At 31.4% G+C, this 16560-nt stretch carries 18 protein-coding genes; all 18 read right to left on the reverse strand.

The genetic code is table 11. The annotated features are described in order from the left end of the window. Positions 1 to 18: 18 nt before the first annotated feature. A complete protein-coding gene (gene minC / locus RBU61_RS11380) occupies positions 19 to 687 on the reverse strand; it encodes a septum site-determining protein MinC (RefSeq protein ID WP_308875549.1) in 669 nt (222 codons plus the stop codon). 40 nt (positions 688 to 727) lie between these two features. Then, positions 728 to 3976 carry a penicillin-binding transpeptidase domain-containing protein gene (locus RBU61_RS11385; protein ID WP_308875550.1) on the reverse strand — a complete coding sequence of 1083 codons (3249 nt, stop codon included), beginning with the start codon at positions 3974 to 3976 and terminating at the stop codon, positions 728 to 730. Positions 3977 to 3987: 11 nt separating this feature from the next. Then, positions 3988 to 4488: a rod shape-determining protein MreD gene (gene mreD, locus RBU61_RS11390; RefSeq protein ID WP_308875551.1), complete on the reverse strand. Its 501-nt coding sequence runs from the start codon at positions 4486 to 4488 to the stop codon at positions 3988 to 3990. Between the two features lie 15 nt (positions 4489 to 4503). Further along, on the reverse strand, positions 4504 to 5337 hold the full coding sequence (gene mreC / locus RBU61_RS11395) for a rod shape-determining protein MreC (protein ID WP_308875553.1): 834 nt from the start codon (positions 5335 to 5337) through the stop codon (positions 4504 to 4506). 10 nt (positions 5338 to 5347) lie between these two features. Further along, the gene (locus RBU61_RS11400) at positions 5348 to 6379 is read right to left on the reverse strand and encodes a rod shape-determining protein (protein WP_308875554.1); all 1032 of its coding nucleotides are present in this window, start codon (positions 6377 to 6379) and stop codon (positions 5348 to 5350) included. A 28-nt stretch (positions 6380 to 6407) separates the two neighbouring features. Further along, positions 6408 to 7115, reverse strand: a complete 708-nt coding sequence (gene radC / locus RBU61_RS11405) for a DNA repair protein RadC (RefSeq protein WP_308875555.1) — start codon at positions 7113 to 7115, stop codon at positions 6408 to 6410. A gap of 16 nt (positions 7116 to 7131) precedes the next feature. Then, positions 7132 to 7713, reverse strand: a complete 582-nt coding sequence (locus RBU61_RS11410) for a Maf family protein (protein ID WP_308875556.1) — start codon at positions 7711 to 7713, stop codon at positions 7132 to 7134. A 14-nt stretch (positions 7714 to 7727) separates the two neighbouring features. Then, positions 7728 to 8243, reverse strand: coding sequence for a Gx transporter family protein (locus tag RBU61_RS11415; RefSeq protein WP_308875558.1), 516 nt, complete (start codon positions 8241 to 8243; stop codon positions 7728 to 7730). A gap of 14 nt (positions 8244 to 8257) precedes the next feature. Then, on the reverse strand, positions 8258 to 8638 hold the full coding sequence (locus tag RBU61_RS11420; protein ID WP_308875559.1) for a NusG domain II-containing protein: 381 nt from the start codon (positions 8636 to 8638) through the stop codon (positions 8258 to 8260). A 113-nt stretch (positions 8639 to 8751) separates the two neighbouring features. Next, positions 8752 to 9561 (reverse strand): RnfABCDGE type electron transport complex subunit B, encoded by an 810-nt coding sequence (locus RBU61_RS11425; protein WP_308875560.1) that lies wholly within the window; start codon positions 9559 to 9561, stop codon positions 8752 to 8754. 12 nt (positions 9562 to 9573) lie between these two features. Next, entirely contained in the window at positions 9574 to 10146 is a 573-nt protein-coding gene (gene rsxA, locus RBU61_RS11430; RefSeq protein ID WP_308875561.1) for an electron transport complex subunit RsxA, read from the reverse strand. Between the two features lie 15 nt (positions 10147 to 10161). Beyond that, a complete protein-coding gene (locus tag RBU61_RS11435; protein WP_308875562.1) occupies positions 10162 to 10767 on the reverse strand; it encodes an electron transport complex subunit E in 606 nt (201 codons plus the stop codon). A gap of 20 nt (positions 10768 to 10787) precedes the next feature. Further along, positions 10788 to 11333 (reverse strand): RnfABCDGE type electron transport complex subunit G, encoded by a 546-nt coding sequence (locus RBU61_RS11440; RefSeq protein ID WP_308875563.1) that lies wholly within the window; start codon positions 11331 to 11333, stop codon positions 10788 to 10790. After that, a complete protein-coding gene (locus RBU61_RS11445; protein ID WP_308875564.1) occupies positions 11334 to 12341 on the reverse strand; it encodes an RnfABCDGE type electron transport complex subunit D in 1008 nt (335 codons plus the stop codon). A gap of 17 nt (positions 12342 to 12358) precedes the next feature. After that, positions 12359 to 13687 carry an electron transport complex subunit RsxC gene (gene rsxC, locus RBU61_RS11450; protein ID WP_308875565.1) on the reverse strand — a complete coding sequence of 443 codons (1329 nt, stop codon included), beginning with the start codon at positions 13685 to 13687 and terminating at the stop codon, positions 12359 to 12361. A 459-nt stretch (positions 13688 to 14146) separates the two neighbouring features. Continuing rightward, the gene (locus tag RBU61_RS11455; protein WP_308875566.1) at positions 14147 to 14665 is read right to left on the reverse strand and encodes an adenine phosphoribosyltransferase; all 519 of its coding nucleotides are present in this window, start codon (positions 14663 to 14665) and stop codon (positions 14147 to 14149) included. A 114-nt stretch (positions 14666 to 14779) separates the two neighbouring features. After that, entirely contained in the window at positions 14780 to 15442 is a 663-nt protein-coding gene (locus RBU61_RS11460) for a hypothetical protein (protein WP_308875567.1), read from the reverse strand. Then, positions 15405 to 16559 carry an ABC transporter permease gene (locus RBU61_RS11465; RefSeq protein ID WP_308875568.1) on the reverse strand — a complete coding sequence of 385 codons (1155 nt, stop codon included), beginning with the start codon at positions 16557 to 16559 and terminating at the stop codon, positions 15405 to 15407. Before RBU61_RS11465 ends, RBU61_RS11460 begins: the two co-directional genes overlap by 38 nt. Position 16560: the final 1 nt, after the last annotated feature.

Below are 16560 nucleotides of genomic sequence, written 5' to 3' on the forward strand. Positions count from 1 at the left end.
TTATTATCCTCCCTTTTATTATTTGTTAGGTAAATAAGGTTCAATTATTACCTCCCCCTCTTTAATCTTTGCTACCTCCGGAACTTTATATATCTCTAATTCTTTATCTGGTGGTCTAGCAATTATATCCCCAATTCTTAGCTGCATAGGCTGTAAATTATAGGCAGCCACTATGGCATTAAAATTTCCGCCTATTCCAGCATGAGCAACCCCCCTAATTGTACCAAGGACAATTATGTTCCCCTTAGCTTGTATAAGTGCTCCAGGATTTACATCTCCTATTATAACTATATTACCATCATAGTCAATAGTTTGTCCTGATCTTAAGGTTCCATTTATAAATCTTGTCATTCCACAATCAATACCATCAAATTTAGTATTATCTTTAAGTTCCAGCTCTACATTGTCTTTATCAGCTTTTAATGTAGGATTAAGTATGTAATCTGGTAAGTCATCGTCAGAGACTACCAGATCATATTTATATTTTAAAATCAGTCTTAACTCCACCAAGTCTTCATAAGATAATCCTTTAGATTTAATACCCAATAAGTTTATTCCCTTATAAAAATTTGAAGCATTTTTCATCTTTTTATCTAATTCTTTTTTTATGGTTAAGAGATCTACTCCATCAATATTTAAAAAGACACCTTCCTTAACACCCTTAAAACTAATTAAGTCATCTTTCACTTTCTAAGTTACCTCCACAATAATTTAAGTAAGTTTTATATTATTCTGATAAGCTATTTTTAAAAGGTAGGGATTCCTTAGTTCCAACTGCATTTAATCCTAGATATTCTGCAATAATATCTCTTGCCATTGGTCCTGCATAACCTCCACTACCACCTTGAAATAACACTACTGATACTGCTATTTCAGGATCTTCATAAGGTGCAAAGGCAACAAACCATGCGAAATCATCATAAGTATCCCCAGTATAAGGGTTTACCCCTCCTCTTTGAGCAGTACCTGTTTTAGAGCCTACTTGTACTGGAAATTTACCAAATATTTTTCTAGAAGATCCATCATTTGATACTGCTAACATAGCTTTTTTTATATGATCCAAGTTTTCATAGTTATTTAATGCTATTCTTTCACCTTCAGGCTCGTTATTAAGAATAATCTTAGAATTATTATAATTTTTCACATTATCTACTAAGGTTGCTTTATGTCTATAACCTCCATTAGATATTGTAGCTATATAATTTGCCATCTGAATAGGACTATAAGAGTTTTGACCCTGGCCAATAGTTACATTTAGAGTATCTGATATATTCCATCCAGCTTGTTGTAAATAACTAAATTTTATTCTATCAGCTAGTCCTTCTTTTTTTCCTAGCAACTTCTTTTCTGGCTCTAATCCAAAAGCATCTAGTCTTCTAATAACTTCTCCCCTAGATAATGGTTCTTCTAGCTCTGTCCAGCTTACTATCTCTTCTATTATATCTTGAATAGTATCTTGGTCCAACACAGTATCTTCTTTTATATATTTTTCTATATTTCCACGCAATTCGGATTTTAACATTGCTTTAGTAGTTATTACTTTTCGTTGTGGATCGGGAACACCACCTGATACTTCTGCAGGTATATTTATTTCTATACCACTTTTATCATTTAATCCTAATTGTTTAGATAAGTCTACTATATCTTCAAGCTCAAGCTTAACCCCTATATTTTCTCCGGTTCTCTGATTTCTTCCTAAGGCTAATGTATAAAAATAATAGTTACATGAATCTCTGATGGCATCATATAAGTTCTCATATCCATGGGTGCCCCTACTCTGATTCCAAATCCAACATCCAGGGGTATAACTTCCAACTTGAACATATCCCATATCTCTTATGGCTTTAGTAGGGCTCATACCCTTTTCTAGCCCAGCTAATCCAGTTACCATCTTGAAAATTGAACCAGGTTGTACAGCAGTTTGAATTGCTATATTATATAATGGCCTAGGTGCTAAAGGATCTTTATCATGTTCTGGAAATAAACTTAACCAGTCTGCATTAGATATTCCCGTTGAAAACAAGTTTGGATCATAAGCAGGATAACTAGCCATAGCTAGTACTTCACCAGTTTTAACATTGGTAGCTACTACTGCACCAGATGTGGCGTTTACATAAGGTCTACCCTTTTTTCTGTTAGTACCAAATTTATAATTGCCCCATGGGCTTTCATAAGTTCCACCAACTTGAACTTTTTCTAACGTTTGCTGCAATACGCTTTCTGCAAGTTTTTGCAACTTCAAATCTATGGTTAAATAAAGGTTGTCTCCTGGTACTGGGCTTTTCTCATCTAAAGTATTAGTTGTATTTCCAAGTGCATCTACTTCAACTCTTTTTATCCCATTCTCTCCCCTTAAAACGTCTTCAAAGCTTTCCTCAACTCCAGTTTTACCTATAATATCATTAGGGGAATATCCATTTTCATCTACATACTTTTTAATTTCATTAGGCTGACTAATTTTACCTAAATACCCCAATATATGGGCAGCTGTAGATTTTTCTGGATAATATCTAACAGGTTCTATAGAAACCTGTATACCAGGTAAATCAGATAATCCTTCTTCTATTTTTGCTACTGTAGAATTCTTTATGCCATAGGCAATATTTATTGGCTGATATGCAAAATGTCCTTGTTTATTGAGAACTTCATATAATGTAAGTATAGACCTAGCCTCATAACTACTTAGCTCTTTAGATATCTTATATTTTTCTTTTAAAGCCTCAAAGGCTTCCCTAACTGTACTTTCTTCATCTATATTATTCTCATTATACCATCTTTTCTTGTTATTGATAAAGACATATTCAAAATCTTTTGCAATGGAAATCTTCGGATTTATTCCATTATTTAATAGTTGTTCCTGTGCCAATGTTTTTATATCATCACTAGTTATGAATTCTTCCATAATACCTGCTTTTTTACCGTATTCTACTAAAATATCTGTTGATGATTTATCTCCTATATCATCACTACCTAAATATTTATAAATTACATTAGAACTATCTTCACTTAATTCTATCTTTATAGGTACATTTGGATTCTTTTCTAAAACCATATCCAACAATATTTTTCCAGGTACTATGATTTCAGATTTTCCCTTGTCATTTTCTTTTTCTATTACCTTTTCTAAAATATTATTAATGGAAGTCTTCATAACAATGTTGACAAAGTCCTGTTTACCCGTTGTCTTAGCTGTAACTTCTGGATAGGAATTCATTAAGTTCCTTTTTTGTTCCTTATATTCTTCATCATAACTTAACGAATATTCTTCCATAATAATATTTTCAGCTAAATTCTTTTTAGTTAATATTTCATATGTCAATTTCCTTGAAATTGGGTGGTCTATTATTTTTCTTATGATTATTTTATCGTTATTTATCAACCTTACTAGTTCACCAACCATAAGTCCTTCCCTAGTAACCTCTATATCTTTATCTTCTAAAGCATTTATAGCTTTTTCTATTATGGAAAACTTGTAGTGTTCTTGATATTCCTGATGAATATATGAAGCTTCAAGTAATTCTCCTATAAGGTTGTGGTTGATTATAATATCCACTACCTTATCATCAGGCATTAGGCTTTCCTCAAAATAATCTTTTTCAGCCTTATATTTAAAGCTATTTAAATTAATTGGGAAATCATCTATGTAGGAAACTCCGTCTTCTTCCAATAATCTTACTAAAGATAATAGAGCCTCATTCTTTTTATCTTTATCTTTTATATCTAATTCATCTTTTAAAAGCTGTACAGTAAAACTAGGTTTATTCCCAGCTAAAAGCCTTCCATATCGATCTCTTATTTCTCCCCTAGGGGCAGAAACATATATTTCTTTTAATCTTTTATTATCTGCCATATCCCTATACTCATCACCCTTTACGATAGTTAAAGTGGCTAATCTAAAGGATAAAAGAAACATAAGAAAAATAACGATATACGTGACAATATTATATCTATTAAGTATCTTTTCCAACCAGTTCATTTGCTTCACCTCTACCTACTACCAAATCTTATTTTTGGTACAACAAAAATCTTCGAGAAAATTTTATATATAGGAATACATAAAATAATATTGTATATTATTTCTATAATCAATACATCTCTTGCAAAGTATAAAAAAGGAATTTCATGAGATAAGAAAAACATAAATATATAGTATGAGAAACTATAAAATATTGTTCCTAGAATAGAAAATAGTATAGGTATTAAAATATTATCCTTAGATAATTTATTTTGAACTAAACCTATTAGATAGCCCACAAAAAAATAGATAAATGAGCTTATACCTAAAACAGGACTAAATATAATATCCTGTATTATACCAATAATAAGTCCCACTACTCCTCCATAAATTCTTCCCTTATATAAGGCAATACAAATAATTATAAGAAGGGCTGTATTAGGTACAACCCCAAATATACTTATATATGGAAGTATTGAGCTTTGTAAAAAAAGATTTAACAAAGTTATTAAAGATAGTACTAAGACAATCATATTCATCCCTCAATTTTAATCAATTATAAAAACTTTATACAGCTTTTTAAAGTTCACAGCAGGTTTAACTGTTATCTTTTTCATCAGCTCTTCCTCGGCATCTATTACTTCATCTACCTCACCAATATATATATCCTTAGCAAAAGTTCCCCCAAGACCTGATGTAAACAATTTATCTCCTTTTATTACATCAGCCTTATTATCAAAAAAATATCCTGTAACCTGTCCATCTAGACTACCAGATATAACACCACTATCTTGAGTTCTTAAGTTTATAAAGGCAATGCTATTGGTTTCATCTACAATAGCAATTACCTTTGCCCAATTATCTCCAACATCTGCTATACGTCCTACAACTCCCTCAACTATGGTGTTCTGTTCAATTTCAATTCCTTGAACTACTGTACTGCCTTTTTTAATTCCATCTTTTATTCCTTTATCTATGGTAAATCTATCAAACCAATTACCTGGCTCCTTTCCTACTACTTGAGCAGAAGTTAATTTAAAGCTTGTCTTTTCTAAGATTTTAGCTTCATTTTTAAGATAATCAGTTTTTCCTATAATATTTAAATAGCTTCGGTTTTCTTCTTCTAGTTTAGCCACCTGTTTTTTTAAACCTTCATTTTCTTCTTTTAAATTACCAATATTTTTAACGCCCGCAAAAAAGCTAGAAATGTTTTTACCTATAGAGTTTGATACCTTCCCTATAGGTGTAAGAACATTACCTATTACCATCTCAATTTTACTTAAAGCCATTCTTTCAGTACTAGTAACTCCTATTAGAACAATTAGAATAATAGCAATTGCCGTTACAATTATTCTTTCTTTATTCCTATTGAAAAAGGACATAATATCACCACTAACCTATTCTTTTATTATTTGAAAGGGTTTTTTTAAGAACTTCTATACTGTCTAATGCTTTTCCTGTACCTATTGCAACACAATCCAATGGTTCTTCAGCAATATGCACTGGCATACCTGTCTCTTCCATAATCAATCTGTCTAGGCCTTCTAAAAGTGCTCCCCCACCTGTTAACATTATACCTAACTCCATTACATCTGAAGCCAACTCTGGCGGTGTCTTTTCTAATGTAGATTTTATCGCTTCTAAAATATTGTGAACAGGCTCTTTTAGAGCATTATATATTTCATCCGAACTTATGCTTATGGTCTTAGGCAGTCCAGAAATCATATCTCTACCTGTAATATCCATTGTAGTCATCTCAGAATTTGCATCTGCAGAACCTATATTTATCTTAACTTCTTCTGCTGTACGTTCTCCAATCATTAGACTATATTCTTTTTTTATAAAACTAACTATAGACTCATCTAATTCATCTCCACCTACTCTAATGGATTTAGATGTAACGATACCACCTAATGATATAATGGCAACTTCTGTAGTACCACCACCAATGTCTACTATCATAGAACCTGTTGGTTCTTGTACAGGTAATCCAGCACCTATGGCTGCTGCCATTGGTTCTTCAATTAAATAAGCATCCCTTGCTCCAGCATGGATTGCTGCTTCTTCAACAGCTCTCTTCTCAACTTCTGTAACACCACTAGGTACACATACTACAACTCTAGGCTGAAATAAATTTCTTTTTTTCGATGCCTTTCTTATAAAATATTTCAACATACTTTTCGTAACATCAAAATCAGCTATTACTCCATCTTTTAATGGTCGAATAGCTACAATATTTCCTGGTGTCCTTCCTATCATCTTTTTAGCTTCTTCACCTACTGCCAATACTTGTTTAGTATTAGTCTGTATTGCTACAACTGAAGGTTCTCTAGCTACAATTCCTCTACCCTTTATATAAACTAAAGTATTTGCTGTTCCTAAATCTATTCCCATATCCTTCACAAATCCACTAAATAATCCCATCTTTTTTTGCTCCTTCCTTAATCAAAACTTAAATTAGGTTCTTTTCTTTAAAGCTTATATATCTATTATCACCAATTATTATATGATCCAAGACTTTTATCCCAATTAAATTCCCGGCATCTATTAAACGATTTGTTATATTCATATCCTCATTACTCGGCGTAGGATCACCACTGGGGTGATTATGTATCAAAATCATAGCATTGGAATTTCTTTTTATTGCTGCTTTAAATACATCTCTAGGATGCACTATGGAAGCATTTAAAGTTCCTACTGAAATTTCTTCAGTTACTATTATTTGATTTTTGGTATCTAATAATACAATCCTAAAATGTTCTTTTTGTAAGTACCTCATCTCATCCATATATAGATTAGCAATAGTACTAGGTTCATTTATTCTAACTTTATTTAATGCTTCTTTATAGTTTAACCTTTTTCCTAATTCTATCGCCGCCAATATTTGAGCTGCCTTACATTCACCTACACCTTTGGTTTCCATCAATTCTTGTAATGTAGTATCTCTAAGGTATACTAACCCTCTATTATCTCTGCTTAAAATCTTTCTAGCTAGGTCTATTGCTGAGTCTTTTTTATTACCTGTTCTAATTATAATTGCTAGTAGTTCCTCATTGGATAATGCACTAGGTCCATGACTATAAAGTTTTTCTCTTGGCCTCTCTGTCATGGGAAGCTCCTTAATAGTATACTTTTTCTCAAAGCCTAGATTATTACTCATGAACTCACCTACTTATCTATAATATTTTTATATCAAAAAACTTATTTAATAAGTAGTCAAGCTTTCCAAGGGGTAAGCCTACTACATTAGAATAACATCCATCTATCTTTTCAACTAAAACTTCACCATAACCTTGAATTCCATATGCTCCTGCTTTATCCATAGGTTCTTTAGTCTCTATATATCTCTTTATTTGCCCATCTGATAAATGTCTAAATCTAACTAAAGTAGACTCGTAATCTATTATTTTTATATTAGTATTTGCTTTTATAATTGAAACACCAGTAATTACACAATGCTCTTTATTATTTAATAAAGATAAAATCCTAAAGGCATCTTCTTCATCCTTTGGTTTACCTAATATTATATCTCCTAGAACGACTATTGTATCGGCTCCTATAATAACTTCACCATTATTAAAATAATTACTTACCCAAGATGCTTTTTCAAAGGCTAAAGCCATTGCAACCTGTTTTGGTGATTCATTATATGCCTTCTTTTCTTCAATTTTAGCTTCGAAAATTATTGGATTTAATTTATACTTATTTAAAATTTCTTTTCTTCTAGGAGAAGAAGATGCTAATATTATTTTTTTCATATTGTCTCCTTAAATTATATAAAATATGATTTTAAGCTTTTTACTAAGTTTTTAGTTATAAAATTAGATGATAGCCCTACAAAATATCCTGTAAACAAACTCATTAATAAAAGAATCGGTAAGTAAGAATATATTCTAAGGTTAGACATCATTAATACAGCCGCACTAACTTGACCAATATTATGTGCCACTGCTCCCAAAACACTTACTCCTATAAGACTAAAAACTTTAGAAAAATATTTATATATAACATACATGGTAATAGAGGCTAAAATAGCACCTGATAGACTATATATAAGGCTTGATACGCTACCTGTCACAAGGATAAGTACTATACTTTTTAGTATGCCTACTATCAAGGATTCTTTAAATCCAAATATAACCAACGTAACTAAAATAACTACATTGGAAAGTCCTAGTCTAGCACCTGGTATAGTAACTGGCAGTGGTATTGCTGATTCTAAAACTGATAATGCAAGCCCTATTGATACTAATAAGGATAGAAATATCATTTTATTCAATTTCTTCATAACTTATATCATCCTTAATAACTTATATGATCTACTTCATTTATTTCCTGCGGCCCTTTTATTTCAATCACCAATCTATTTGGTAAGCATACTATTAACTCACCAGGGCTTGATATATATCCTTGATGCATATCTAGTTTATCAGGACAAGATGCATCTATTACTCTAACTTTCTCGTCTTCTATTTTCAATAAATTGTAACCAAATTCAGATTCAATCGGTATGGTTTTACCTATTATGTTTTTGTCGAATATTATCTTTTTATATTCTTCGCCATTTATCTGGATACTTATATACTTCTCCTTATATCCTGAGGCTTTATTTTTTATAAAACCTAAAGAGGTTATACTTATTAGTGTAATAACAATTATTAAAATTTTGTCTCCCTTTGTCATATAACCATCCTTTATAAAATCCTTAAGCTTAGTACATACATTACTAGTTTACCATTTATATTTTTTATTTACAAGTTACAATTTAATAAAATAAAGAGCCCAAAGGCTCTTTATTAGACTGCTACATTTTCAGTTTTTTTACCGTATATGGCTTTTGTAGGACATTTTTCAGCACATACCCCACAATTTATACATTTATCGTAGTTAATTTTTGCCAAATTGTTTTCGAAGCTAAATGCTTCTTCTGGACAATTTTTAACACATATTTGACACCCTATACATCCTGTACTACATTTTTGTCTTACTTCCTTACCTGAATCCTTGCTCTTACATTTTACAACGAATTCATTTTCATATGGAACTAATTCAATAATAGCCTTAGGACATACTTCAATACATTTCATACAAGCTGTACATTTGTCTTTGTCAATAAATGCTATTCCGTCAATTATTTCTATAGCTCCAAATTGACAAACATCTTCACAAGTTCCACATCCTAAACATCCAAAGGAACAAGCTTTACTTCCCCCTTGCAGTATATTAGCTGCTCTACAATCTTTTATACCTTCATATTTAAATTTTTCCTTTGCCTTATTACAATCTCCCTGACAAAGAACTGTAGCTACTTTCTTTTCCAGATTACCAGCATTAACTCCCATAATATCTGCTATTTGTTCAGCTACTGGTTTACCACCAACGTTACATGCACTAACAGATGCTTTGCCCGCTACTATAGCATTTGCTAAACCATCACAACCAGGAAATCCACAGGCACCACAGTTAGCTCCGGGAAGTGCTGTTCTCACTGCTTCCACCTTCGGATCAGTTTCTACTGCAAAGGCATTAGATGCTATGGCTAGAAGGATTGCAGAAACTAATCCCATTCCACCTAATACTAATATTGGATTTAATATATCTGTCATATTTTTTCCCTCCTAAACAAGTCCATTAAAACCTAAAAAGGCTATAGACATTAATCCTGCAGCTATTAAAGCTATAGGGAACCCCTTTAAAGCTTCTGGAATATCTGCTAATTCAAGTTTCTCTCTAACACCTGATATAAGAATTAAAGCTAGAGTAAATCCAACTGAAGCACCAATACCATTAAAAGTAGTTTGAAGTAAATCATATCCTTCTTTTATATTTAAAATTGCAACTCCTAATACCACACAGTTTGTAGTAATAAGTGGTAAGTAAACTCCTAATGCGTTATATAATGTAGGAGACATTTTTTTAAGAACAATTTCAACAAATTGAACTAGTGCTGCTATAACTAATATGAAAACAATTGTTTGTAAGTACTGTAGTCCCATAGTTACTAAAATATACTTCTGTATAAAAAAAGTAATTATAGATGATAATGTAACTACAAACGTTACAGCAATTCCCATTCCTGCTGCAGTTTCCATTTTATTTGATACTCCCAGAAATGGACAAATACCTAGGAATTGAGCAAATACATAGTTATTTACAAAAATTGTACTAATTAAGATTGCTGCAATACTCATTATTTTCCCTCCTTACTAGACTTCACTAGAAGCTTTTTTATTTCTAACTAAGTTGAAAACTCCTATTAATAATCCAAGAACAATAAATGCTCCTGGAGGTGCTACAAATATTCCTGCTGGTTGAAAATTTGGCCCAAATAATGATTTCCCTAAGAAAGTTCCTGCACCAAGAATTTCTCTTATACTTCCTAAAATAACAAGAGCAATAGTATAACCTAATCCTGCTCCAAGACCATCTACTATTGAAGGTATTACCTTATTTTTGAAGGCAAACGCCTCTGCACGAGCAAGTATTATACAGTTTACTACTATTAAAGGAAGAAATATTCCCAATGCTTGATAAATAGGTTGGGCATAAGCCTTCATAAACATTTCTATTATAGTAACAAAAGTTGCTATTACTACAACAAAAGCTGGAATACGAATTTTATCTGGAATTACATTTCTAAGTAAAGATATTACAAAGTTTGAACCTACTAATACTGCCACTACAGCTAATCCCATAGCCAAACTATTTGTAACATTAGTTGTAACAGCTAGTATCGAACACATACCTACTAGTTGTACAAATATAGGGTTTTCGTTAATAATACCATTTTTAAATATCTTAGATAATTTCATCTTTTCCACCTCCACTTACATTAGTTTGAAAGTTGTTCAATAAATATTTTTCTAGATTCATTTACACCAGCCATTACAGCTTTAGAAGTTACTGTAGCTCCGGAAATAGTGTCTACAGTTATTTCTTCAGATGCATTTTTACCTTCAAACCTACTTGTAAAATCTGGCTCAGTAGCCTTAGATCCTATACCTTTCGTTTCAGAATGTTCTACTAGTCTCATACCTAATAGATTCCCATCCATTGAAAATCCAGTTAATGTGATTAAATCTCCACCGAAGCCTTTAGATATGGTTTTTATGGCATATCCATTTAAACTTTCACCACTATATACTTCAAATATTTCTGTAACTGCTTCATTTGCTTCTTTTATTTCATTAAGTTCTCCTTCATCTAATGCTTTAAATTTTTGATCTTCTCCAAAAATTTCTTTTAAAGCATCTAAACTACCAGCCATTGCTATTTCTGCAATTTTATCTTTAGTTAAATTATTAGAAACAGCTAAAACTCCTGCTGATACTGCCGTAATAATAAATAAAATCAGTCCTAATTTTATAGTTTCTTTCATCTATTTCGCCCTCCCAAATATTTTTGGTGCGGTGAATTTCTCTATTAATGGACTTGCTACGTTCATTAATAGAATAGAGTATGAAACTCCTTCTGGGAACCCGCCCTTCACTCTAATAAGAGCTGTTAGAATTCCAGCACCTAAAGCAAATATTATTTGACCACGAGATGTAACAGGCGTTGTTGAATAATCTGTAGCCATAAAAAATGCTCCTAGAATTAATCCACCACCTAAAATATGATACATCAATTGATTCATTTCAACTCCTAAAATCAATAATAAAATAGCTGTGGTTCCTATATAGATAACTGGAGTCTTCCAATTTATAACTTTTCTAACTATTAAATAAAGTGCACCAATTAGTAATAGTAGTGCTGATGTTTCACCTATTGCTCCACCTCTATTTCCAATAAACATATTCATTATAGATGGTAGCTCTTGTACTGCTTGAGCCACTGTAGCTGAAGCTCCTGCATCTGCTCCACCGTATTTCATAATAGCAAGTGGTGTAGAACCGGTTACAGCATCTACTCCTGGCAATACAAAGTTTGACATTATATTTGGCCATGAAGCAAGCAATACTGCTCTAGCTGCCAATGCTGGGTTCATAAAGTTAGAACCAATTCCACCAAAACATTGTTTAACTATAATAATAGCAAACCCAGAACCAAATACTGGAATCCACCACGGTGCATTAGCTGGCAAATTAAATGCTATTAAAATACCTGTTATGATTGCACTATAATCATTAATGGTAACTTCTTTCTTAAATAACTTTTGTATTGCAGCCTCGAAAAATAAAGCTGATGCTATAGATAATAATATTAATTTTAGTGCATTAAGGCCAAAAAAGTAAACAGAACCTATTGCTGCTGGCACTAAAGCTATTATTACATCTAACATTATTCTTTTAACAGATTCATTGGACCTAATATGTGGTGAAGAAGATACTACTAACATATCAGGAACTGAACTTGTATTTGTAGGGTTTAACACTTTACCTTCCATCAAATTTCCTCCTAGCTCTATGATTTTTTCCTTTTAGCAAGAATTTCTCTTTTTGAAAATCTAATTGATTCTACTAATGGTCTCTTTGCTGGACATATAAAGGAACATGCTCCACACTCAACACAATCTAATGCCCCATACTTCTCTGAGCCTTCAAAGTCTTTCTTTAGAGCGTAAGCTGATATAAATAAAGGTTGTAATTTCACTGGACATACTTCTAGACATTTACCACATTTTATACATGGTGATACTTTTTCAGCTAAGGCTTCTTTTTCTGTAAGAATTAAAATTCCACCAGAGCCCTTAATCACTGGCACATCTACAGAATATTGACTTAAACCCATCATAGGGCCACCCATTATTACCTTACCAGGTGTTCCATTGAATCCACCACATTGTTCTATTACTTCTCCAAAAGGTGTTCCTATTTTAACTATAAGGTTTTTTGGCTTCTTTACTCCATTTCCTGTAATAGTAACAACTCTTTCATATAAAGGTTTTCCTTCCAATATTGCCTCCGCTATGGCTTTAGCAGTACTTACATTATTAACTACACAGTTAACATCCATAGGTAAGCCACCTGAAGGAACTACTCTTCCTGTAACAGCATTAATAAGTCTTTTTTCATCTCCTTGTGGATATTTAGGTTGTAGAGTTACAACTTTTATATTATCCTCAGGTTTAATTACTGACTTTAAGGCACTTACAGCATCCATTTTATTAGTTTCAACACCAATAAAGCCATTTTCTACATTTAATGCTTTCATTATTGCTTTCAAACCAAAAACTATCTTATCTGGCATTTCTAACATTAACCTATGATCTGAAGTTAAAAAAGGCTCACATTCTGCACCATTTATTATAACAGTATCAATTTTTTTATCTGATGGCGGTGATAATTTTACATGAGTGGGGAATCCTGCTCCTCCCATACCTGTTATTCCTGCTTCTTTGATTATTTCAATTATTTCTTTAGAAGAAAGTGTTTCTAAACTTCCCTTTGGTTTAGAATCTTCATATGCTTCATTGGTTCCATCTGACTCTATAACTACACAAGTTGAGTTAATTCCTGTTGGTGTAATTGTTTTTGTTATCTCCTTCACAGTTCCAGCTACACTTGAATGAATTGGTGCTGATACAAAGGCTTGAGATTCCCCAATTTTTTGTCCTACTTTAACACTATCCCCTACCTTAACTAAGGGTTCACAAGGTGCCCCTGTATGCTGATGTAATGGTATATACACTGTACTAGGTTCTTTTGCATACTCTAGAGCTTTTTTCTCTGTTAACTCTTTATTATGTGGTACATCTACCCCACCCTTAAAAGTGAGATTGTCAAGTTTCATTCTATTCCACCTCTCTATATAATATTTTGTTTTCTTAGTTAATTATATATTAATTCTATGGTCCACTTTTATATTATAACATTAAACCCTAGTGTTGTACACATTCGTAAACTGGTAAAGACCGTTAATTGTTTTTCAAACATTGTTAATATTTTTGTATTCTTTGCAAATAACTTGTTATAATTTTAATATCCAACAGGGAATTTTTTCATTTTATCCTCATTTGAATTAACTTGACTTTACAAATAATTCCAATTGATACACATTTTGCCATAAAAATTAAAAAATGGCCTTATATCTAAAGACCATTTCATAACATTATAGCTTATATCTATATTATACATATTTATATTTTCATAGCTTCATATCATTGTTTAACAATTATCAGTTTCTATAGTTTTACTTACTTGTTTGTCATTTTTTTAAACAAATATTAAAAAAACTTAATATTTGTTGTTTTTATCTATCATATTTTACTAGTGAATTTATATGATATCCTTCTATTTTTTCTCTTCCTTTTAAAAACTCCAATTCAATTAAAAACTCTAAGGCAACTACTTCTGCTCCTAAGGATTCTATTAGTTTTACTACAGATGATACTGTACCTCCTGTTGCTAATAAATCATCTACTATGGCAACCTTTTTGCCTTTTTCTATGGCATCAAGGTGAATTTCAAGTTTACTATTTCCATATTCTAATTCATATTCATAGCTAGCCGTTTCTCCAGGTAACTTTCCAGGTTTTCTAACTGGAATAAATCCAACCCCTAATGCATAGGCAACTGCTGCTCCAAGTAAGAATCCTCTTGCCTCTGGTCCAGCTATATAATCAATATTTTTTCCTTTTAAATCCTCTACAATTCTATCAACTGTTTCCTTAAATGCTTCTCCGTCCTTTGTCAATGTTGTTATATCTTTAAAGCTAATACCCTTCTCTGGAAAATCTTCTATTACTCTTATTTTAGATTTAAGATCCAACTAAACCCCTCCATATTTTATGAAATATCGTCACTATAATAGTTTACCATATTCAAAAAAATTTTCTATATAAATTTAATATTACTTGATTATGATTATTGTCAATCTTGCATATTACCTATCTGACTTTGAATAATACCTACTTAATTTTGTATGGTTCCTATTGGTTATAAAAAGAAATACTATTATAGCAGCTATAGCTATGGAAAATAACTTTATTTTACCTATATAGTTTCCCACACCCATTCCAAATAAATATAATCCCTTGGTAAACCTTCCCTTTGAAAACATTTCGAAGAAATAATAGAGAAAAGGAGCTAAAATACCAACAGATATTTCCCTAGTCATATATCCTAATATCATAGCAATTACTCCCAAGTACAATGTTGTTGCATAAGATCCAAATAAAATATTAGCTATATGAAAATCTATTCCAACAAATTTCAATGGAATAAATGAAATACCTAATACTAAAAATAATTGTATAGAAATAATAATAATTCTATATAAAATAGTTTTCCAGTAAGGATATACCTTTGAATAAACCATTTCTGATATTTCATATTCATCTTCAATCAATACAACTCTAACAAACATTACTATTCCAATGGGAGATATAAGCTGCTCCCCCATGAATATTAGACTATATTCTGATAAGTCATTTTTATTAATCATCAGATAAATAGCTCCTATATATGCCAATGCTAAAGCCATGGTATTAAATGAAATTATCTTTATATTACTGCAAAATATCTTTCTTTCTAGACTTATATCCACTACTCATCTCCCCTCGCTTTCTATCCCATAGCTTTATAGCTAAAAATAATAATACCAAAGAAAATATGGTAAATAAGATTCTATTTAAATATATTTCCTTCATAAAGGGTTGATATTCCGAGTGGGGAATAATTTTATTAAATCTTATAAAGTATTTTGTAGGCCGAATCCCTTGTGGAATCAAATTTTTCATGCTATAGAGCCAGTAAAAAAACTGAACTATAATAGATACTATTCCATTGTCAAATATAAGCTGAATTACATAACTTAGAGAAGTTACAAACATAATAGTAGGTATAATCCACACTATGGAATATTTAAAGAATCCTCCATAGGAAATAGGATCTCCTGTTAATTTTGAAAAACCATGAAATATCCAAGTCGCATGACCTGTCACTAAAAACAATATTAAACTTGCTATAGCTATATCTCCCAAATATTTTCCTAATACATATTTATAAGAAGAAACCCTAGTAGTGTATATAAGCTCATTACAATTATATCTCTTATCCTTAGTAAGACTAAATGCCGTTACAAATACAGTAAAAAAACTTATTGCAATTCCTATATAATCTGCAAAGAGCCTTCCATAGGCATTTGTCACCTTATCTTCTTTAAGTATGGAATTATAGATTTCTATATCTTCATCATAATACCTACTACGAATAACAGATGAAAAATTATTTTCATTGCTATATACTGTGTTGCCACCTAAAGCTCTATCTACCTTATCCATGAATACATCATATTCATCAATAGTTTGAAAGCTTATGTCCTCCATTTCTATTATCACTTCTTCTAGAAACTTTCTCTGTTCTTCATTTATCTTTTCATAAAACATATTTATTCCCTTGATCCTTAGAGTATCACCTGAGTTATAATCAGCCTTCATAGTATTATAAGCATATTCAATATGATCTTCTAACGTAACTCCTCTCACAGCTAAACCATCAGTTGTACTATATTTGAACCTAGGAGGCATAGGCTTTATACCATCTCTTTTTATATCTCCTATAAATTGAGTGTAATAAAACAGGAATATAGCTACTATTAGAATCAATATACTTAGACTTTTAATTTGCTCCTTTATTTGCTTTAAAAAGATTTTTCTAAGCATT

Source organism: Tissierella sp. MB52-C2, from assembly GCF_030931715.1.
Lineage (GTDB): Bacteria > Bacillota > Clostridia > Tissierellales > Tissierellaceae > Tissierella.

Coding starts and splice junctions, on each gene's coding strand:
- RBU61_RS11465 (WP_308875568.1), bottom strand. CDS start 16,559: ATGCTTAGAAAAATCTTTTTAAAGCAAATAAAGGAGCAAATTAAAAGT.
- RBU61_RS11410 (WP_308875556.1), bottom strand. CDS start 7,713: ATGAAAAAAATAATATTAGCATCTTCTTCTCCTAGAAGAAAAGAAATT.
- RBU61_RS11445 (WP_308875564.1), bottom strand. CDS start 12,341: ATGGAAGGTAAAGTGTTAAACCCTACAAATACAAGTTCAGTTCCTGAT.
- radC (WP_308875555.1), bottom strand. CDS start 7,115: ATGAGTAATAATCTAGGCTTTGAGAAAAAGTATACTATTAAGGAGCTT.
- RBU61_RS11440 (WP_308875563.1), bottom strand. CDS start 11,333: ATGAAAGAAACTATAAAATTAGGACTGATTTTATTTATTATTACGGCA.
- RBU61_RS11420 (WP_308875559.1), bottom strand. CDS start 8,638: ATGACAAAGGGAGACAAAATTTTAATAATTGTTATTACACTAATAAGT.
- rsxA (WP_308875561.1), bottom strand. CDS start 10,146: ATGAGTATTGCAGCAATCTTAATTAGTACAATTTTTGTAAATAACTAT.
- RBU61_RS11425 (WP_308875560.1), bottom strand. CDS start 9,561: ATGACAGATATATTAAATCCAATATTAGTATTAGGTGGAATGGGATTA.
- RBU61_RS11400 (WP_308875554.1), bottom strand. CDS start 6,379: ATGGGATTATTTAGTGGATTTGTGAAGGATATGGGAATAGATTTAGGA.
- mreD (WP_308875551.1), bottom strand. CDS start 4,488: ATGATTGTCTTAGTACTATCTTTAATAACTTTGTTAAATCTTTTTTTA.
- RBU61_RS11435 (WP_308875562.1), bottom strand. CDS start 10,767: ATGAAATTATCTAAGATATTTAAAAATGGTATTATTAACGAAAACCCT.
- mreC (WP_308875553.1), bottom strand. CDS start 5,337: ATGTCCTTTTTCAATAGGAATAAAGAAAGAATAATTGTAACGGCAATT.
- rsxC (WP_308875565.1), bottom strand. CDS start 13,687: ATGAAACTTGACAATCTCACTTTTAAGGGTGGGGTAGATGTACCACAT.
- RBU61_RS11385 (WP_308875550.1), bottom strand. CDS start 3,976: ATGAACTGGTTGGAAAAGATACTTAATAGATATAATATTGTCACGTAT.
- RBU61_RS11415 (WP_308875558.1), bottom strand. CDS start 8,243: ATGAAGAAATTGAATAAAATGATATTTCTATCCTTATTAGTATCAATA.